The sequence below is a fragment of the Psychrobacter sp. APC 3281 genome, from assembly GCF_030407815.1.
Lineage (GTDB): Bacteria > Pseudomonadota > Gammaproteobacteria > Pseudomonadales > Moraxellaceae > Psychrobacter.
In genome coordinates this window covers 327,641-345,518 of the sequence record NZ_JASDCS010000001.1, presented here as the reverse complement: position 1 = coordinate 345,518, position 17,878 = coordinate 327,641, and the positions used below count along the sequence as shown (strand labels likewise).

10 protein-coding genes are annotated in these 17,878 nt (G+C 42.6%); 1 reads left to right on the top strand and 9 read right to left on the bottom strand.

The window, feature by feature from the left end:
- The first annotated feature begins 12 nt into the window (after positions 1 to 12).
- Positions 13 to 849 carry a symmetrical bis(5'-nucleosyl)-tetraphosphatase gene (locus tag QL886_RS01360; protein WP_290177373.1) on the top strand — a complete coding sequence of 279 codons (837 nt, stop codon included), beginning with the start codon at positions 13 to 15 and terminating at the stop codon, positions 847 to 849.
- Positions 850 to 1,033: 184 nt separating this feature from the next.
- Here QL886_RS01360 and QL886_RS01355 read toward each other — a convergent pair whose 3' ends face one another.
- The 9 genes from QL886_RS01355 to QL886_RS01315 form a co-directional block, all read right to left on the bottom strand.
- On the bottom strand, positions 1,034 to 1,972 hold the full coding sequence (locus tag QL886_RS01355; protein ID WP_102093031.1) for a lantibiotic ABC transporter permease: 939 nt from the start codon (positions 1,970 to 1,972) through the stop codon (positions 1,034 to 1,036).
- An 880-nt stretch (positions 1,973 to 2,852) separates the two neighbouring features.
- On the bottom strand, positions 2,853 to 5,297 hold the full coding sequence (locus QL886_RS01350) for a site-specific recombinase (RefSeq protein ID WP_290177372.1): 2,445 nt from the start codon (positions 5,295 to 5,297) through the stop codon (positions 2,853 to 2,855).
- A 237-nt stretch (positions 5,298 to 5,534) separates the two neighbouring features.
- Entirely contained in the window at positions 5,535 to 7,319 is a 1,785-nt protein-coding gene (locus QL886_RS01345) for an acyl-CoA dehydrogenase C-terminal domain-containing protein (protein WP_290177371.1), read from the bottom strand.
- A 347-nt stretch (positions 7,320 to 7,666) separates the two neighbouring features.
- Positions 7,667 to 9,460 (bottom strand): acyl-CoA dehydrogenase C-terminal domain-containing protein, encoded by a 1,794-nt coding sequence (locus QL886_RS01340; protein WP_101204980.1) that lies wholly within the window; start codon positions 9,458 to 9,460, stop codon positions 7,667 to 7,669.
- Positions 9,461 to 10,073: 613 nt separating this feature from the next.
- The gene (locus tag QL886_RS01335) at positions 10,074 to 11,786 is read right to left on the bottom strand and encodes a GGDEF domain-containing phosphodiesterase (RefSeq protein WP_290177370.1); all 1,713 of its coding nucleotides are present in this window, start codon (positions 11,784 to 11,786) and stop codon (positions 10,074 to 10,076) included.
- Between the two features lie 173 nt (positions 11,787 to 11,959).
- Positions 11,960 to 12,841 (bottom strand): 16S rRNA (uracil(1498)-N(3))-methyltransferase, encoded by an 882-nt coding sequence (locus QL886_RS01330; protein WP_290177369.1) that lies wholly within the window; start codon positions 12,839 to 12,841, stop codon positions 11,960 to 11,962.
- Positions 12,842 to 13,141: 300 nt separating this feature from the next.
- Positions 13,142 to 13,990 carry a methylenetetrahydrofolate reductase [NAD(P)H] gene (gene metF, locus QL886_RS01325; RefSeq protein WP_290177368.1) on the bottom strand — a complete coding sequence of 283 codons (849 nt, stop codon included), beginning with the start codon at positions 13,988 to 13,990 and terminating at the stop codon, positions 13,142 to 13,144.
- Positions 13,991 to 14,003: 13 nt separating this feature from the next.
- Positions 14,004 to 15,428: an adenosylhomocysteinase gene (ahcY, locus tag QL886_RS01320; RefSeq protein WP_101204984.1), complete on the bottom strand. Its 1,425-nt coding sequence runs from the start codon at positions 15,426 to 15,428 to the stop codon at positions 14,004 to 14,006.
- Positions 15,429 to 15,776: 348 nt separating this feature from the next.
- Positions 15,777 to 17,696, bottom strand: coding sequence for a TonB-dependent receptor (locus tag QL886_RS01315; protein ID WP_290177367.1), 1,920 nt, complete (start codon positions 17,694 to 17,696; stop codon positions 15,777 to 15,779).
- Between the last annotated feature and the right edge of the window lie 182 nt (positions 17,697 to 17,878).

Genomic DNA, 17,878 nt, shown 5'->3' with positions numbered 1-17,878 from the left:
CGTTGAGGTATTATGAGTTTTCGCCATCAGTATGTTATCGGTGACTTACAAGGTTGCTATGCTGCGTATCTACAATTGCTAAAAACACTGGATTTCGATCCTGCCCAAGACAAATTATGGTTTGCTGGTGATCTGGTAGCACGCGGCGAGGACTCATTGAACACGCTGCGCCATGTCAAAGCGTTGTGTGAGCAGGGCGCAGCGGCAACAGTATTGGGCAATCATGATCTTAATTTGATAGCAGTCTGGCGCGGGGCCGCCAAGCTTAAAAATAAAGACAAAACCGCACCTATCTTTGCTGCGGCTGACTGTGATGAGTTGCTCGAATGGTTACGTAGGCAGCCGATATTAGCCTATCCTGATGAACAAACGGTGTTGGTGCATGCGGGTATTCCACCGCATTGGAGTATTGAAGCCGCTGCAGGATATGCACAACAATTGGAAGCTCAGATGCAAAGTAATTTGAATCAGCTCGATCAATTGCTGCCGAATCTATATAGCAAAGAAGCGGATGAATGGCATGCAGGTATCGAAGGATTTACCAAGATGCGGGCGATTGCTAATTACTTCACGCGTATGCGCTTGTGTAAGCAGGATGGATCGCTTGAGTTTAGCTTTTCAGCAGGCTTAGATGAGACTATGCCAAAGGACTTTTTACCTTGGTTTGAGTGGCAAGTACCGCGCACTCGTAAGATACTATTTGGACATTGGGCTGCGCTAAAAGGCGAGATTGATTTGCCACATACGCGTGCACTCGACGGTGGCTGCGTGTGGGGTAATTATCTATTGGCTTATAGATTGGGTGACGGCAAGGTAATAACCTCAAGCGCACAGTGCCCGAGTCCATAAAGAGGGTTATAAGCGTCTTAATATACAAGGCTAAATAAACAGTCTGTTATAAGTGGTTCCATTATAGCAGTCTGTTTTAGATGGTCTGTTAATAGATTTGAAGAGTGAAATAACTGGTTTCGTTGGGGTATACTCAAAAAATAAATCCTTTAAACGATAAATCATCTATTAACAGTCTGGCTGTTCAAAAACTTGATTTTAAATCCATAGGCCTAGTTGTATGGCGTTTTGCCATATATTTGCCCAGTAAGGGTAAGCAAAACATTGGTAATTGAAAAGCACCCAGTAACGGTAGAAACACCGCACCCATAAAGGGTACAGTTATGGTGTAAGAAAGTAATACATTGCGTCCGCCACATACCAGCGCCGCGACAATAGCATTCTCATAGCCAAAACGCCGATATATTATATAAGCGGTAAAATAAAACACCAATGCCAATACCGAACTTAGCACTAGTAATAACAACGCTTGCCAGGGATTATGGTCAAACGTAGTACGAAATCCTGCCATCAGTCCCAGTGGAAACAACATCAGCAGTAAAATATTAAACTGCCCAATTTTGGGATAATAACGTGACAAAATAGCAGGTGGAACAAACCGACGCACTCCCACAGCTAGCACCATTGGCATGAAAATATAAACTAACAAGCGTTTGACATAAAGACCAACGTCTAAATTCGAACTTTCATCGCCTAATAGCCATAATACGCCTAATAATGTACAGGGCATAACGAGCGTAGCAGCGATAGTTTTTGCCGTCGCCAGTTGTGCATCAAATCCCACCGCATTGACCAACGCACCACTACCGAATAATGGGGCAGTGGCACCAAGACCTGCAATCGCCAATAGCCAATCGCCACGTACACCGAGTGCATAAGCAATTACTATTAAAGCTAGACTCATGCCCCCGCTTTGTAACAAGGCAAAAACCCATACATAGCTTGTCGCTATACGCTTTAAAAGTGCATATTGGTCAATGCCTAGTAAAGTAAAAAACATCAAGAAGAACAATATTTGGGGTAAATATACCAATACTGCATTGGATAAGTTTGGAAAAACAAAGCCCATAATTGCACAAACTGGCATAATTAATGTGCTATGGCGCGCAATAAAACTAAGCAGCATGGCCTTTCCTAATAAAAAATGTTTTTTTGATACATATGCTGAACCACGCTGGGATTGTTTGATATCCAACAATCTTAGAGAGTATTAAAATTCCGAGGTGTCTCATATACCTACCACATTGATGCCTGTATAGCGCATCGATCACAGATAGAATATGTATGGTAAGTACACCACGAAGTACACTGTGACTGTTTTAGCGAGTTAAAACGTTGATACCATTAGCCGACAGCTTAATATTCAAGTCCTCACTAGGGTACCGAACCAGTGAAAGCACCTGATTGGTTCGCTGTAGGTACATCTTAATATGATAATACCTTTAAAGTATTTAGTTTAGCTGGTTCATATCCTTGTCTATCAGAGTAGAGTGGTCAATTTTAAATATTGGATACACATCAATAATAGTAAGTCTTTTAGCGTATAAATCCTGATAATTCAGATATTCTATAATGATCTGATTTTCATATATCATGACCCTCATCGCTCCTTCTTCATATATCTTAAATATTAATGCTTCATCTTGATATATATAAGCAGATATTGAGTTCTGAATATCACTGATAGAAAAAACCATTTTTTATTTTGTGTATCAATGAATGTGGATTCTAGCAAACCATCATTATCTATATGACTCTCGCATCCAAACATCTCCATAAAATCTACATCTTTAGGATAAAAGAACGACATTTTCTTTCCTATGATCAAAGTCTGTGGTCAATTAATTTAGTACAATTTAGGATGATAGACAAAAGAATGCTAATTATCTAGCCAATGCTTCGCTACCTTTATAGCGCATCGAACATACTCTGATAACAGACGTTATGACAAATAATTTTAGTAACAACAGTCGATCGAGCAAAAACCCACCGCAACTACCTATTTAACTAGGTAGCTTTGGTGGTTTTTTAGGTTTTGGTAAAGGTGTTTTTGCATCACCAGTCTGCTTATCATCAGAGTCAGTGTGGTGTGGCTCATCACTAACAACATCGCTATCAATCGCACTTATCGTTTTGGTGGCCTTATCGTATTGAATATCATCGGTATAAGGAACACTGTTTAGTTCGTCATCGATTAAACCATCGTCCAAATCCATTACCTTTTCAGGAGAGCTATACGGCTGCGTATGCTCATCTGTCGGCTGCTTTTCATAGTTGATGTCGGTGTTGGTCTGGGAATGTTGAGCATCAGCATGTTTAGATTCAGGCAGGATTCTGACATCAGACAAACGCCTTACCACATAATTGCTTGGTATAGATTTGCCATTTTTTTGTGCGGAGGTATCATCAAATATCATGTGACCCTGACTATCAATACGCGCATATTTCATTGGCTTATCACGTGGCCAGAAAAAGTCAGACGGATGACTAATAATATGGCCAAATACCAGTTTTGTGAGGCGACTCCATTCGAAAAAGCGAACTTCTTTAGAACGTAAGGCGACAAACAGTGCCAGTGAAAAGCTAACGATCAAGTTGACCAGACCAATAAGTGCCACACCAAGTATAGAAATCAGGATGAGGCTCCAACTGATGTCATCAGCAGATATATTGAATAGCCCGTGTGCCAAGTTTGCTGAAGCAAAGGCAATGTGACGGATATCAATTGGTAGGCCAAAGATATAGCCAATAGTCGCGGTACTACCTAAGAACACCCCGAATAAGAAGTTGCCCATGATAGCGCCCAAGTTGGCTTCTATAAAGCCGCCTAAACGCTGAAGCCATGAACTAGGCAATATGTATTTCAGTAATTTGTGACGTTGTATGCGCGCGCCTACGTTGTTATAAACTGCCAAGTTATCGTAGTAGCCGGCAATCAAACCAGATAAGAACAGATAAACCCCAGCAATGGCAGCATGGGGCAGCGCTAATGAGTGGAACGGGTTGAGATCATGTAGCAGGTGTCCTGCTTTCTCAGTGTCAATCATTGGCGCGCCAGTATATTGCAACCATGCAAAAGAGATAATCAAAGCGACGGGTACGGCTAACATGACGTTACCCATGATAGCGATAAACTGGGTACGCAAGATATCGACGACCAATTCTGATAGCTTGGTCAACTGATGCGATTTTTTGCCAGAGCCTTCAGATATGGTAGAAGCGATTGCAGCAGCAGTCATGGCTGGCTGCTTGGTCGCGACTGTACCACGGATAACATGAATAAATACGAAGCCCAAACCATAGATCATACTGTTGATGAACGCGCGACCCATGGGTGCGAGCGCTAAGTGATACGCCAGTATTTTTATGGTTGCCATAAATGCGATGATAAAGCCACCAATAGAGGCTTTTTTGAGCATCTTCTGGTAGCCAGCTTTATCGGTACTAATATAATGCTCACCGACGCGACTGGCATTTTCTGTGACTTTGCGAGAGAGTAGTTTGGTATTGTTATCAATCAAATAACCGATACTATAGCGCTGATTGGCCGTAGTGATGAGCGCCTGTATCAGTTCAATAACAGCACGATCTCGCTTTTGGTTATCGTCTGTGACCAGCTCAGTCAAAATTCGCATACGCTGCAAGCTTTGATCTAAACGCAGCATCATATTAGTCAAACGGATAGAGATACCAGTTTTATAAATCCGCTTGCGTACGGTAGCGACGATATCTTCGCACTGCTCTAGCATGACCAATAATGGCGCGGGATCGACTGCTTGCTCGGGCGTGATATCTGTCAAGGTATCAAGCTCATGTGCTTGACGATATTGATTGACGAAGAGTACGGCTTCTTGATTTTGTGCAACGAAAGATGCGGAATAGTTCAGTATTTGTGGATAGGACTCCATCAAATCAGGATGCAAGCCAATACCGCTGATGCGATAAGACAAAATGATAATGGCGTTTAAAATACTATTTTTTGCGGTAGCTACTAGATTTAAATGTTTCTCTTCTACGCGAACCAGCTCAACCAGTTTGTCCCATTTTTCCTTTTCAATATTGGCCAGCCAACGTTCATCAGAGCGTTTATTAAATAAGTAGCCCGCCAGTTCAACGACAGAGTCATCTTGTGGTAATAATGGTAAAAACCGATGGCCAATCAAACGGCGTAAACTGTTGAAGAATCCTTGGTCTGACATAATACCAGTGTCGGTATATAGCGCAATTTGTCGATATTGGATAATCAGTTTTAGTACAAAACTAGACAGCCCATCTCCATATTCTGGATGCTGATGTATGATATCAATAAGGGATTGAATTTTTTCGTTGGCCAATGCAGGTTCTTTATCACTGACTCGTAGCTCATCAATCAAGCGTTTGAGTACCGCAGGATCTGGCACGTCGCTCAAAGCGGTAATCTGTTGTAAAATGCGTTTTAATTCTGACACGTCGCACCCTTTATCATGGTTGTTTCAATCGTTTTTATTATTTAAGTCGGTATAAGTGGTTGAGTAATGTTTGCCAATCGTTCAATCGTAGTCGAGCGACATCTTGTCTTGCGTTATTTTAATCGGAACTGCCAATTGATATTGAATTATTTTGTTAGCAGTTATTTTGACAAAAAAAAGGACAGTAACACGACTGTCCTTTTAATCAAGGTATTTTAAGTTAGTTTTAAAGCTAGCTTAGCTTGCAGGAACGTCGAAATAGGCAAGATCAAAGTTCATCATTGGGTCACTACCAGCTTTGACCATTTGTGCATGAGCATCGATACGTGGTAGGACACGACCGACAAAATAGTCAGCAAGCTTAGCTTTATTGGTATAAAACTCACCTTCTTTGCCATTAGCAGCTTCTACCATCAATGCAAACATGTATGAGTAAGCAAGGTAGCCAAACGCATGCATGTAGTCAACCGCACAGCCATTGATTTCGTTTTTGCGTTCACCGATGTTGTTAAGCACAGTTGTGGTTAGCTCTTCGATGGTAGCTGCTGCATTCAACGTAGCTTGTTTGATAGCGTGGTCTGCTTGCATGTTGCTAACAAAGTCACGAATCTCACCCAAGAAATGAGTGACGTACTTGCCGTTGTTACGCGCAACTTTACGACCTAGTAAGTCAAGCGCCTGAATACCGTTGGTGCCTTCATAAATCTGTGCAATACGGGTATCACGAACGATCTGCTCCATACCCCATTCGCGGATATAGCCATGACCACCAAATACTTGCTGACAATCAACAGTGGCTTCCAGTGCTTTATCAGTCAGGAACGCTTTAGCAACTGGTGTCAGTAGGGCAACACGAGCTGCAGCCGCTTTGGCTGACTCAGGATCGGTACTAAACTTCTCTTCATCAAGGTTTTTGGCAACGTACATCGCAAAACAGCGCGACGCTTCAGTGTTTACTTTGGCGTTCAATAGCATACGACGGACGTCAGCATGATGGATAATAGCATCAGCAGGTTTTTCTGGACTTTGTAGCTGGGTATCGCTACGGCCTTGACCGCGGTCATTGGCATATAGAGCCGCATTTTGATAAGCAAGCTCAGAGCCACCAAGGCCTTGCAAGCCCATAGTGACACGCTCGTAGTTCATCATGATGAACATTGATGATAGACCAGTGTTTTCCGCGCCAACCATCCAGCCTTTAGCATTATCAAAGTTCATGACACAAGTCGCAGAGGCTTTGATACCCATTTTGTGTTCGATAGAGCCTACCGCTAACGTATTGCGCTCGCCTAAACTACCATCTGCATTGACCAAGAATTTCGGTACGACAAATAGTGAAATGCCTTTTGAGCCTTCTGGTGCATTAGGTGTTTTTGCCAATACCAAATGAATGATGTTGTCAGTAAGGTCATGCTCACCACCAGTGATAAAGATTTTGGTACCAGAGATATCATAGCTACCATCATCATTAGGCACGGCTTTGGTTTTGATAATACCCAAATCAGTACCAGCATGCGGCTCTGTCAAGCACATAGTGCCCGCCCATTCGCCGTTGTACATTTTTTCTAGATAAGTTTGCTTTTGCTCTTCAGAGCCAGCCGCATTTAAACAAAGCGTCGCACCAACTGTTAGGTTTGGATATAGGGCAAATGATTGGTTGGCAGTGAAAACCATCTCTTCGGTGAGCATGGTAACCATTTTAGGGAAGCCTTGACCGCCGTATTCAGCATTACCGCTTAAACCAACCCAGCCTGACTCAGCATATTGCTTATAGGCTTCTTTGAATCCTGTCGGAGTCGTGACGACGCCATCACCTTCAAAAGTTGCGCCTTCTTCATCACCGCTACGGTTAATAGGAAGTAGAATGTTTTTTGACAGTTTTCCCATTTCTTCTAAAATCATATCGACAGTTTCCATGTCGACATGAGCCAAGTTTTCGTTGTTTTGCCAAAACTCTGGCGCTTTGAATACGTCATTTAAGATAAAGCGCATGTCATTAAGAGGGGCATTATAAACAGCCATAAACATTCCTTTGGTTCAAATAATTAAAATCGAAGTTGTTAAGATTATCAACTGTTCTCTTGGTATAACCTTAGCGATTAATAATCAAAGTTTAACAAATAAGCTTGTGAGCGAGTGTATTTCTTCGTGAATTGTGCGTACACCAAAAGTTAGCAGCGGCTATTGAAGTACTTATAGACACCTTGCCGAGAACTATGATGTGAGAAGGTAGATAGGTTGGTGCTTTAATACAATTGCTACTGTTAAAACTATGTTGATAGTTGTCATAAGCACGCGCAAAACAAAGCGGCAACATACCGAAGTATATTGCCGCTCAGATTATACGATTGCGAAGTTTAGCGCTTTAATTAAAAGGCAAACTGATCAACGTCCATGCTCATGTATGGCTCTACACCAGTGCTAATACGCTGTACGTGCGTAGTAGTACGTGGCAATAACTTAGCAAAGTAGAACTGAGCTGTTTTAACTTTAGCGTCATAGAATGCTTTTTCGCCAGTACCGTTTGCGATAGCAGTTTGAGCAACCAGTGCCATGCGCGCCCATAAGTAGGCTAGGGTCACATAACCACTGAAATACATATAGTCTACTGCAGCGCCGCCGACAGCATCTGGCGTTTCAGTTGCTTGCATACCGATGCGTGCAGTCAAATCGCCCCATTCTTTAAGATGCTTGGCAAGTGGGCGAATGAACTGACCCATTTCGTCGTTTTCTTTGTTTTCTTCACAGAATTCTTGGATAACGTTTACAAAGTTCGCAAGTAGCTTACCTTGTGAACCCAAGACTTTACGACCTAACAAGTCAAGTGCTTGAATCTCTGTGGTACCTTCGTATAAGCAAGAAATGCGCGTATCACGTACGTTCTGCTCCATACCCCATTCGCTAACGAAACCATGACCGCCATAAACCTGGATACCGTGGTTGGCAGCTTCCAGACCTGTTTCAGTCAAGAACGCTTTAGCGATTGGTGTCAGTAGTGACAACATTTGGTCAGCAAACTTCAACTCTTCGCCTTCGCCTTTTGCAACGGTATCTGCAAAATGTGAGAGGTAATACACTAGCGCACGACCACCTTCAGCAAAGGCTTTTTCAGTCAATAGCATGTTACGAACCGCTGGATGTACGATGATAGGATCAGCTGCTTTTTCTGGTGCTTTCGTACCTGATAGTGAACGCATCGCTAAGCGGTCTTTTGCATAAGTCAATGAACCTTGGAATGCATACTCTGCTGCAGTCAAACCTTGCACAGCAGTACCGATGCGTGCCACGTTCATAAAGGTGAACATACACTGTAGGCCACGGTTTTCAGGTCCAATCAAGTAACCTGTTGCGCCATCGAAGTTCATGACACAAGTTGCAGAGGCTTTGATACCCATTTTGTGTTCGATAGAGCCACAAACGACATTGTTGCTTTCGCCAACGCTACCATCTGCGTTAACCGTCATTTTTGGAACGATAAATAGTGAGATACCCTTGGTGCCAGCAGGTGCGCCTGGTAGACGAGCCAAGACAATGTGGATGATATTACCGGTTAGGTCATGCTCACCTGCAGAGATGAAAATCTTTTGACCCGTGATGCTATAGCTACCATCTTCTTTAGGCTCGGCTTTGGTACGGATGATACCCAAGTCAGAACCCGCATGCGCTTCAGTAAGACACATGGTGCCTGACCATTCGCCCGTGACCATTTTTTCTAAATAAGTTTGTTTTTGCTCGTCAGTACCATGATGCTCGATGGTTTGAATAGCACCATGTGATAGGCCAGGGTACATAGAGAATGACCAGTTAGCCGTACCAACCATTTCATTGATGACAGTAGACAATGAGAACGGCATGTTTTGACCGCCAAAATCTTCTTCAGCAGATAAAGCAGGGAAGCCAAGCTCACAATACGCGTCATAAGCTTCTTTAAAGCCTTTTGGCGTGGTGACCTTACCATTGTCAAACTTACAGCCTTCAGCATCACCGCTTTGGTTCAATGGTGACAGTTCGTTTTCAGCAAAGCTTGCAGCCATTTCAAATAGGCTGTCCATTAGCTCGCGGTCAGCTTCTTGGAACGCAGGCAAAGTTTTGTAGTGGCTTTCACTATCGAGTAGTTCATGCATAACGAATTGGATATCACGTAAGGGCGCTTTGTATTGCATAACTTCCTGTCCTTTTTGGAATGTAACCGATCATAGCCAATAATGAGCATATGGTCGCACTATCCTCTAGTGCGTTATTCTTACCTAGCCAGTCTGGAAATCTAAATAAAGGATAAACAGTAAAGCAGGTCAACCATGCTATCGATTACATAAAATAGTGTTAAAAAGAGTGGTGATTGTCAGAGTCAATGAGAGATTAAATGTGCTCTAACAAATTCACTATAAAAGATAGGCTTTCATAGGTGATTATACAAGTTTGGTGACAGGACTGATAAGTCATGAACCTATCTTGCATCGGTTATGCAATCGACGTTAGGCGCTAGGAAACAGCAGCATTAAGCATATGAAAACCCTAACGTTACTAAGACAGATAGTCCTTTATATGATTAGTATTAACGTGAAAAAACGACAGCCAAAAAAATAGCGTTCGCCATAAAGACAAACGCATCAGTACAAATGACAACATTATTTGGTAGAACCGAGCATGTAAGTTATTTCACAGATATAAACGTGATAAACATTAAACATGCTCGTATGCTAGGAGTCTTAACATAGTAGTTTATGATTAATAACGTATAGCGAATAGCTTAGCGTTTACTCAGAACCGTTTTGTTTACTCAGAACCGTTTTGTTTAATCAACATCGCCGTGGCGACATCAGCAGCCACGGGTTTGCTAAACCAATAGCCCTGACCAATTTTGCAACCCATATCTAACAACACATCGCGCTGCTGCTCAGTTTCGATACCTTCAGCAACGACTTGCATATCTAAAGCGACTGCTAAGTCTAAAATGGCTTTTACAATCGCGTGCTGGGTACGATCGGTTTCAATATTAGAGATAAAGCTCTTATCGATCTTGATAAAATCAAATGGGTATTCTTGCAAGTAGCTCAATGATGCATAACCAGTACCGAAATCATCGAGCGCTAGACGTACGCCAAGCTCTCTAAGCGAGTTAAGCTGTTTTTTTACATTGTCATGACGCTGAATCAAAGACGACTCGGTCACTTCGATATGCAACTGATGGGCAGCAACGTCATTCTCTGTAAGTAGTGTGCTGACCATATCAAAGAAGTCAGGGTGGCTAAACTCAGCAGCATCAGCGTTGATACAGACGTGTTGATGAAACCCTTGCTGTTGCCAAATGGCTAATTGTTTGACGATTTTAATGGCCAGTTGCGAAAACAAATCAAAGGAGAGCTTGTGCGCGATAATGGCATTGATAAAATGAACGGGCTTGAGCAATCCGCGAGTAGGGTGTTGCCAACGTACCAATGCTTCAAAACCTGTGATAGCACCAGTCTCTAATGAGAACTTTGGCTGATAATAAGGAACGAATTGACCTTCAATGGTAGCAGTCCTAAGCTCAGATTCTAACTCTAAACTGCCAGCGGTAGCGCTTTCAATGGCCTCATCGTACCAACGTATATCATCGCCTCCATGCTGCTTGACATAGTCCAATGCTTTTTCTGCTTTGGTCAATAAACCCGTTACTTCGTTATCGTCTTTTGGAAAACAGCTCACACCCACAGAAATATGGTAATAGATATTTGCATCTGTCGCATGGCTCTTGTCAGTAGAGAAGGGACGCTCACACATTTGCATGAGTGTGTCTAGCTGATGACGTACCATATTGGCATCTTTAACTTCAAATAATAGCGCAAAATCATCACCCCCAAAGTGAGAAAAGGAGCGTAAATTATGCAGTTTGAGCTTTTCGACTCCTTCTGCAAAGTTTTTTATTAAATCATTGGCACCATCAGGCCCTAATAGGCTGGCAAGATTGCGATAACGGTCAATGTTTAAGCGTACAAGGACAACCTCTTGGTAACTATCCAATAGCATGTCACTTGTCTGACTCAAAAATACCTTGCGGTTAGGGAGACCTGTGAGCTGATCATAGTTGAGTAAATGGGCGACCTGTTTTTGATCTTTAATAACTGCAGACATATCACGCAACATACCTACATGGTAGGCTGTCTGTTCGACATAAATCTTGCGATAAGTAATATGACAGTCAATATTCTGTCCATAACGGTTGGCCATCGAAAAATCAAGTTCATAAAAACCATGTTCGTTTAAGTTTTTCTTGATATCTTTTAGAATTACTTGCTCTGCTTCTGATAAAAATTCAGCAGCATATATACCAAGTGGACGACCGATTAAAAACTCTTCTTTGTAGCCAATCAAAAGCTCATAGCTAGGATTGACAGATAAATAACGTAGATTTTCGTCTAGTATAAAAATGGCGTCTTCAAGCTGTTCACATAGCGTACTCATCAACTGCTGCTTGATTGATACTGGAATAGTGTCAAAATTGCTCATAATAGTGGCTCACAAAAGATAAAGGCTTATAAAAATAAGAACTGCATTATCAATTTATTAACATTGAGTTGGCATCGCGTTTTACTATGCACGATACAGAATAGACATTATTCTGGACTATAAGCATAAAAGATAAAAACTACGATAGTCATACTAATACTTATCAGTTTTTACTAGGGGCTTAAGGCATGTAGAGTAGCTAACGCTACCACTGGTGCAGTCTCGGTACGCAAGACTCTTGTGCCGATTTGCCAAGGCTTAAAGCCAATACTCTCCGCTTGCTGACATTCATCTTGACTCAGACCACCCTCAGGCCCGATCAACAGTTTGATATAAGGGGTCTGTTGTTTAAGAATATCGGGTAAAGCGTTAGGCATAGCAGGCTGTCCTGCTGCTGGTACGCTCATCTGCATACACAGGTCTGCAGCGTTTGCTAATACTTGGTAGTAAGGATCATGACTAAGCACAGAAACGATAGAACTGACGGCCATTTGCGCCTTCGTAGCTTCAGTAGCCTTAGCGTCAGAATTGGTATTGCTTAGCCATTCATTGATAGATTGTGGCGCAAGAATAAGAGGTGGACGATTAAGACCGCATTGTTCACAAGCGGCGATCGCTACTTGTTGCCAGTGCGCCAGTTTCTTTTCAACTTGAGCAGGTTTCAATGTGACTTCGCCATGGTGGCTGCTGAGTAACTGAACGGCAGTCACTCCAAGCTCAGTTGCTTTTTGAATAGCATAATCCATACGCTCACCGCGGCTCATTACCAAACCAATCTGAGTGATAGTAGATGCCGTACGATCGTCGTCTATATGTGTAAGCAAAGTAGCAGTGGCATTTTTTTTACTGATTGCCTGTAGCTCTACTGTATATTCGCCGCCAAATCCATCGAACAAAATCCCTTGATCACCAATATTGGCTCGTAGTACACGGCACCAGTGATGGACAATACTATCGGGTAATTCGACATTGCTACCTATCGGTAACTCACCCAATTTAGGTAGTGATGAGGCATCAGCATTGTCGTTGTTAACGGCATAAAAAAAACGTCGCACGTGGTCTTATTCCTATTATTTGATTGAGTATAGTTATTATTAGATCTATAGAATATCACTTGAGACAATTAATGACATTTGTTTTATGAGAATTTTTCTTAATAAAGATAATTATTTTTAGAGCAGCATTATTACACAGTGAAGAAATTTTTAAAAATCAAATAAGATAAAGTGTATGAATAAAACGGTAAAGGGCTATTGGTCAAAATTTTGACAATAAAAAACTGGCGCTCCTAAAAGCGCCAGTCATTAATAATGTCTTCAGGAATGATTAAAGGATATTCTAGAATGCTTACAAGTTTAAGCAGTCAATCCCAATGCTTCTACCAAGCGTTTGTTTGGCTCAACTTTGTTCATGCTATAAAAATGCATGGCAGGTACGCCCTCGGCAATCAAGCGTTCACACAAGCGACAAACCACATCAAAGCCAAACTCGCGAATAGCTTTACGATCATCGCCAAAATCCGTCAACTGCTTACGTACATAGCGCGGAATATCAGCACCACAGCTATCAGCAAAACGCAAGAGATTGCTTGAATTGGTAATTGGCATGATACCAGCGACCAAAGGCTGAGCTACCGTGTCAATACCGCGTTTCTCTAACTTATCACGCAAGTACAGATAGCTGTCAGCGTTGTAGAAAAACTGAGTAATCGACGCATTGGCACCAGCTTGGTATTTATTCACCAAGTTATCAATGTCAAACTCAAAGCTCCGCGCTTGTGGGTGCATTTCAGGATAGGAAGCCACTTCGATATGGAAGTGATCACCTGAATGCTCACGAATGTATTTTACCAAATCTACCGCAAATGGTAGTTCACCCATGCCCACCTGACCTGATGGCAAGTCGCCGCGTAGCGCTACTAAGCGTCTAATACCTAAAGTCTTATAATACTCGAGCAATTCAGCGATTTCACTCTTGTCATCGCCAATACAAGACATGTGCGGCGCGATTTCAGTGGTACCACGCGCACTTAGTGCCTGTACGATATCTAAGGTGCGGCTACGAGTTGAACCGCCCGCACCATAAGTTACCGAAAAATAAGCTGGTGACAACTTATTAAGCTCATCATAAGTGCTGAGAAGCTTTTCGTGACCTTGCTCGGTCTTTGCAGGAAAGAACTCAAAGGAGAAAGCAGGCTTACTCACAGTCAGGCTCCTTTTAGTATTTATAAGCGTCAGGCTTGAATGGACCTTCAACTGGCACACCCAAATACTCAGCTTGCTTTTGGGTCAGCTTGGTTAGCGTACCATTAAAGCCTGCAACCATCGCAGCGGCCACTTCTTCGTCTAACTTCTTAGGCAATACTTTTACGTATAGGTTGTCAGTACGTTGGTCAGCTGGCAAGTCAGCGAATTTTTCTTCGAACAGATACATTTGAGCCAATACTTGGTTGGCAAATGAGCCGTCCATCACGCGTGATGGGTGACCAGTTGCGTTACCTAGGTTTACTAGGCGACCTTCAGCAAGCAAGATTAGATAATCGTTCTCATCGTCTGAGCGGAAGATTTGATGAACTTGTGGCTTGATCTCAACCCAGCGCCAGTTATCACGCATAAACTGTGTGTCGATTTCTGTATCAAAGTGACCGATGTTACACACCACAGCACCAGGCTTAAGGGCTGCTAGCATATGACGGTCACAAACGTGATAGTTACCAGTCGTGGTGACGATCATGTCAGTGTCTTCAAGCAAGCGCTTGTTGATGCTGGCTGCGCCGCCCGTGTTGTCACCGTCAATGTATGGTGATAAGACTTCAAAGCCGTCCATACATGCCTGCATAGCACAAATAGGGTCAACTTCTGAAACACGTACGATCATGCCTTCTTGGCGTAAGCTTTGTGTAGAGCCTTTACCTACATCGCCATAACCGATAACCAAAGCGCGGCGACCAGCAAGGAACATATCGGTAGCGCGTTTGATAGCATCGTTTAAGCTATGACGGCAGCCGTATTTGTTGTCGTTTTTAGACTTGGTAACTGCATCGTTGACGTTGATGGCTGGTACTTTAAGTGTACCTTTACCAAGCATCTCAACCAAGCGATGAACGCCAGTGGTGGTCTCTTCTGAAATACCGTGGATGTTATCAAGAAGCTCTGCATAATCATTGTGAATCAAAGCAGTCAAATCACCGCCATCATCCAAGATTAAGTTAGCATCCCAAAGTTGGCCTGATGCTTCGCCGCCAACATGGACTTGCTGACGTAGGCACCATTCATACTCTTCTTCTGTTTCGCCTTTCCAAGCATAAACAGAGATACCAGCAGCAGCAATTGCAGCAGCAGCATGGTCTTGAGTTGAGAAGATATTACATGATGTCCAGCGTACTTCAGCACCAAGCGCGACGAGTGTCTCGATAAGGACAGCCGTTTGGATGGTCATGTGGATACAGCCAGCGATTTTCGCGCCTTTAAGCGGCTGGTCTGCTTCGTAGCGACGACGCAAACCCATTAGGGCAGGCATTTCGGCTTCAGCAAGGGTAATTTCACGGCGGCCGTAATCAGCAAGGCTGATGTCAGCGACTTTGTAGTCAGTGAAAGAGGGATCGATCGTATGGGCAGATGGTGTAGTAGACACTGCGTCCATAATATGCTCCTATCAGTGGTTAACGAATGATAAAAAGAATAAAAACGCAGGTGCCGTTGTTTGCGCTGTGAGCGACCAAAAATATGGACTCTCGACAGTTAACCGAGCCTAACATAACCTTTGATTGCATAACTATAGAATGTTAATGCAGTAAATCACTATTATGGCGCAACACCTCTCGGAGGTCGTTATTGTAATAGATGAGTGGTTAATTGTCACCTATTGACTGAGATAAATAGCTGACGCCTTAGACAAACAAAACCTCAAACAGGAATCTATAGCCATAAAAAAGGCCATCGACTGATGACCTTTTTTGTTTTAATGTTTTTTGATACTACTCAGCCAAAATTAGTACCAGTTGTAGGTTAGAGAGGTAAAGTAGTTAATACCGTCAGTATTATAGCCAATATCTGTTATATACTCTTCGTTAGTGATGTTATTTAGACGTGCAGTCATAGATAAATTATCAGTAAGTTTGTAGTTACCACTGATGTTCAGCAATCCATAGTTGTCTACAAATTGAGAGTCAGTATTGGTAATTCTGCTGTAATAGTCCCCTACATACTGATATTCAGCGCGTATATCTAAACTTGGCAGACGGTATCCGACATATACCAAGCCCTTGTGTTCAGGACGGTAGGGAAGAGAGTTGCCATCATCACTTCCGCCACTACTGTCTTCTGCCTTCTGGTAATCATAGCTGCCGCCAAACAGATAGTCGTTCATTTCCCAGTCAGAAGTTAATGAGATACCTTTGATTTTAGCTTCATTGATATTTTGACTAGCTCCTGCATAAGGATTGCTAGGCGTAGGGCTTGCGACGTAACTGATTAAATTTTCAACATCATTATAATAGCCAGTGAGACGTGTAGACTGTAGCAGAGTGTTGTATTCAGCAAAAGCTTCGTAGTTGTCGCTAGTTTCAGGCTTTAGATCGGGGTTACCACTATATACAGGGCTTAAATCATTAAAAACAGGTGCGCGGAAGCCTTTAGCATAGCTCGCACCAACGCGGAAATCAGGACTAAGATGCATTGCACCGCCCAAATTATAGGTGGTTTCATCACCATAGCGTGAGTCATCATCGTAGCGTAGGTTGGCTTGTGCATCAAAGCGGTCATTGGCGATGACATAGCCAGCAAAGGCACTTTTGACATTACGGTCATCAATACTGTAAGCCGTGCTGTCTAAGTCTTGAGTGAGGTATTCGAGACCATAAACACCTTCACCAGCTAGCAGCTTGTTTTTACCAACTAAGCTAATCTGGTCTTGAGTACCATCGAATACATTTGGATACTTAGCATAAGACTCGCTTTTATCAATAGAGTGACCATATTGGAGCTTAACAGAGGCATCAGGCATATATTGCCAGTCGACATAAGCTTGTGCTGCGCCGTTTTCTTGATCAGCATGAGCGTCTTCAAAAGTACCATCGTCATATTCAGTAGTGGATTTACTATACAAGATGCTAGCACCTGTCAGTAACGTGTCGCTAAAACGCTGATTGACTGCTAAGCTTACACTGTCGCTCTCAAAACCATCATCGTCTTTATTATAAGGGTCATTTTGATTACTGGGATCTGGACGGGTCGCATTGATACCATCTGTTTCGTTGTGACTGGCTGAAAGGCTTAATGTAGTACCATTAGTATTGGCAAGTTGTGCGCTTGCACCGTATACATAATGATCGTTTGAGCCGATACCTGCGGCAACTGACATGCTACTTCGATCTATATTGCTGCCTTTAGTGAATACTTGAATCACACCACCCATCGCATCCGCACCATAGATGCTAGAACCTGATGCACCATAGAGAACTTCAATTCGATCAATTTGATCAGCAGGTAGCAAGTTTAACGCGGCGCCTCCAGCACTGACTGAGCTATAACGTATACCATCAATCAATACGAGGACTTGTTTGCTATCGTAGCCGCGCATATAAAAGTTTGAAGAAGCGCCAAGACCACCGTTTTGTTTAAAAGCAATGCCTGGCTGACGTTTGAGTACGTCCAAAACGGTTTGACCTTGATAACGTTGTAACTCTTCTTTATCGATTACTCGTGTTTGCGCAATTACATTACTTGTCTTAGTAGGTGTGCGAGTCGCTGTTACGACGATCTCATCAAGTTCAACTTGTGGCAAATTGCTATCGTTGATGGAAGTGTTTTCAGAAGTGGCTGCCATTGCGGTATTTACTGCAAGTAAGCCAAGCGCGCTCAAAATACTTAAACGAAGATAGGTACGTGAAGATGCACGTGATACAGACATAGTCGATTCCAAAGTAATCAAGTTAAAAATGCAGAAATGAGAGGTAACTATTATGACGTAAAAGGGGTCAAAAGTTACAAAAAACAGTATATAAGCAAAACTGTGCTCATTATCTACAAATTAACCTGCTTTATAAACTACTTTAACCTAATGTTTATTCAGGGTAGGCTGAATGTTATTCA

Excerpts from the sequence above, each read along its gene's own strand:
- QL886_RS01360 (WP_290177373.1), top strand. The coding sequence starts at position 13 with ATGAGTTTTCGCCATCAGTATGTTATCGGTGACTTACAAGGTTGCTAT.
- QL886_RS01345 (WP_290177371.1), bottom strand. The coding sequence starts at position 7,319 with ATGGCTGTTTATAATGCCCCTCTTAATGACATGCGCTTTATCTTAAAT.
- QL886_RS01340 (WP_101204980.1), bottom strand. The coding sequence starts at position 9,460 with ATGCAATACAAAGCGCCCTTACGTGATATCCAATTCGTTATGCATGAA.
- QL886_RS01335 (WP_290177370.1), bottom strand. The coding sequence starts at position 11,786 with ATGAGCAATTTTGACACTATTCCAGTATCAATCAAGCAGCAGTTGATG.
- ahcY (WP_101204984.1), bottom strand. The coding sequence starts at position 15,428 with ATGGACGCAGTGTCTACTACACCATCTGCCCATACGATCGATCCCTCT.
- QL886_RS01315 (WP_290177367.1), bottom strand. The coding sequence starts at position 17,696 with ATGTCTGTATCACGTGCATCTTCACGTACCTATCTTCGTTTAAGTATT.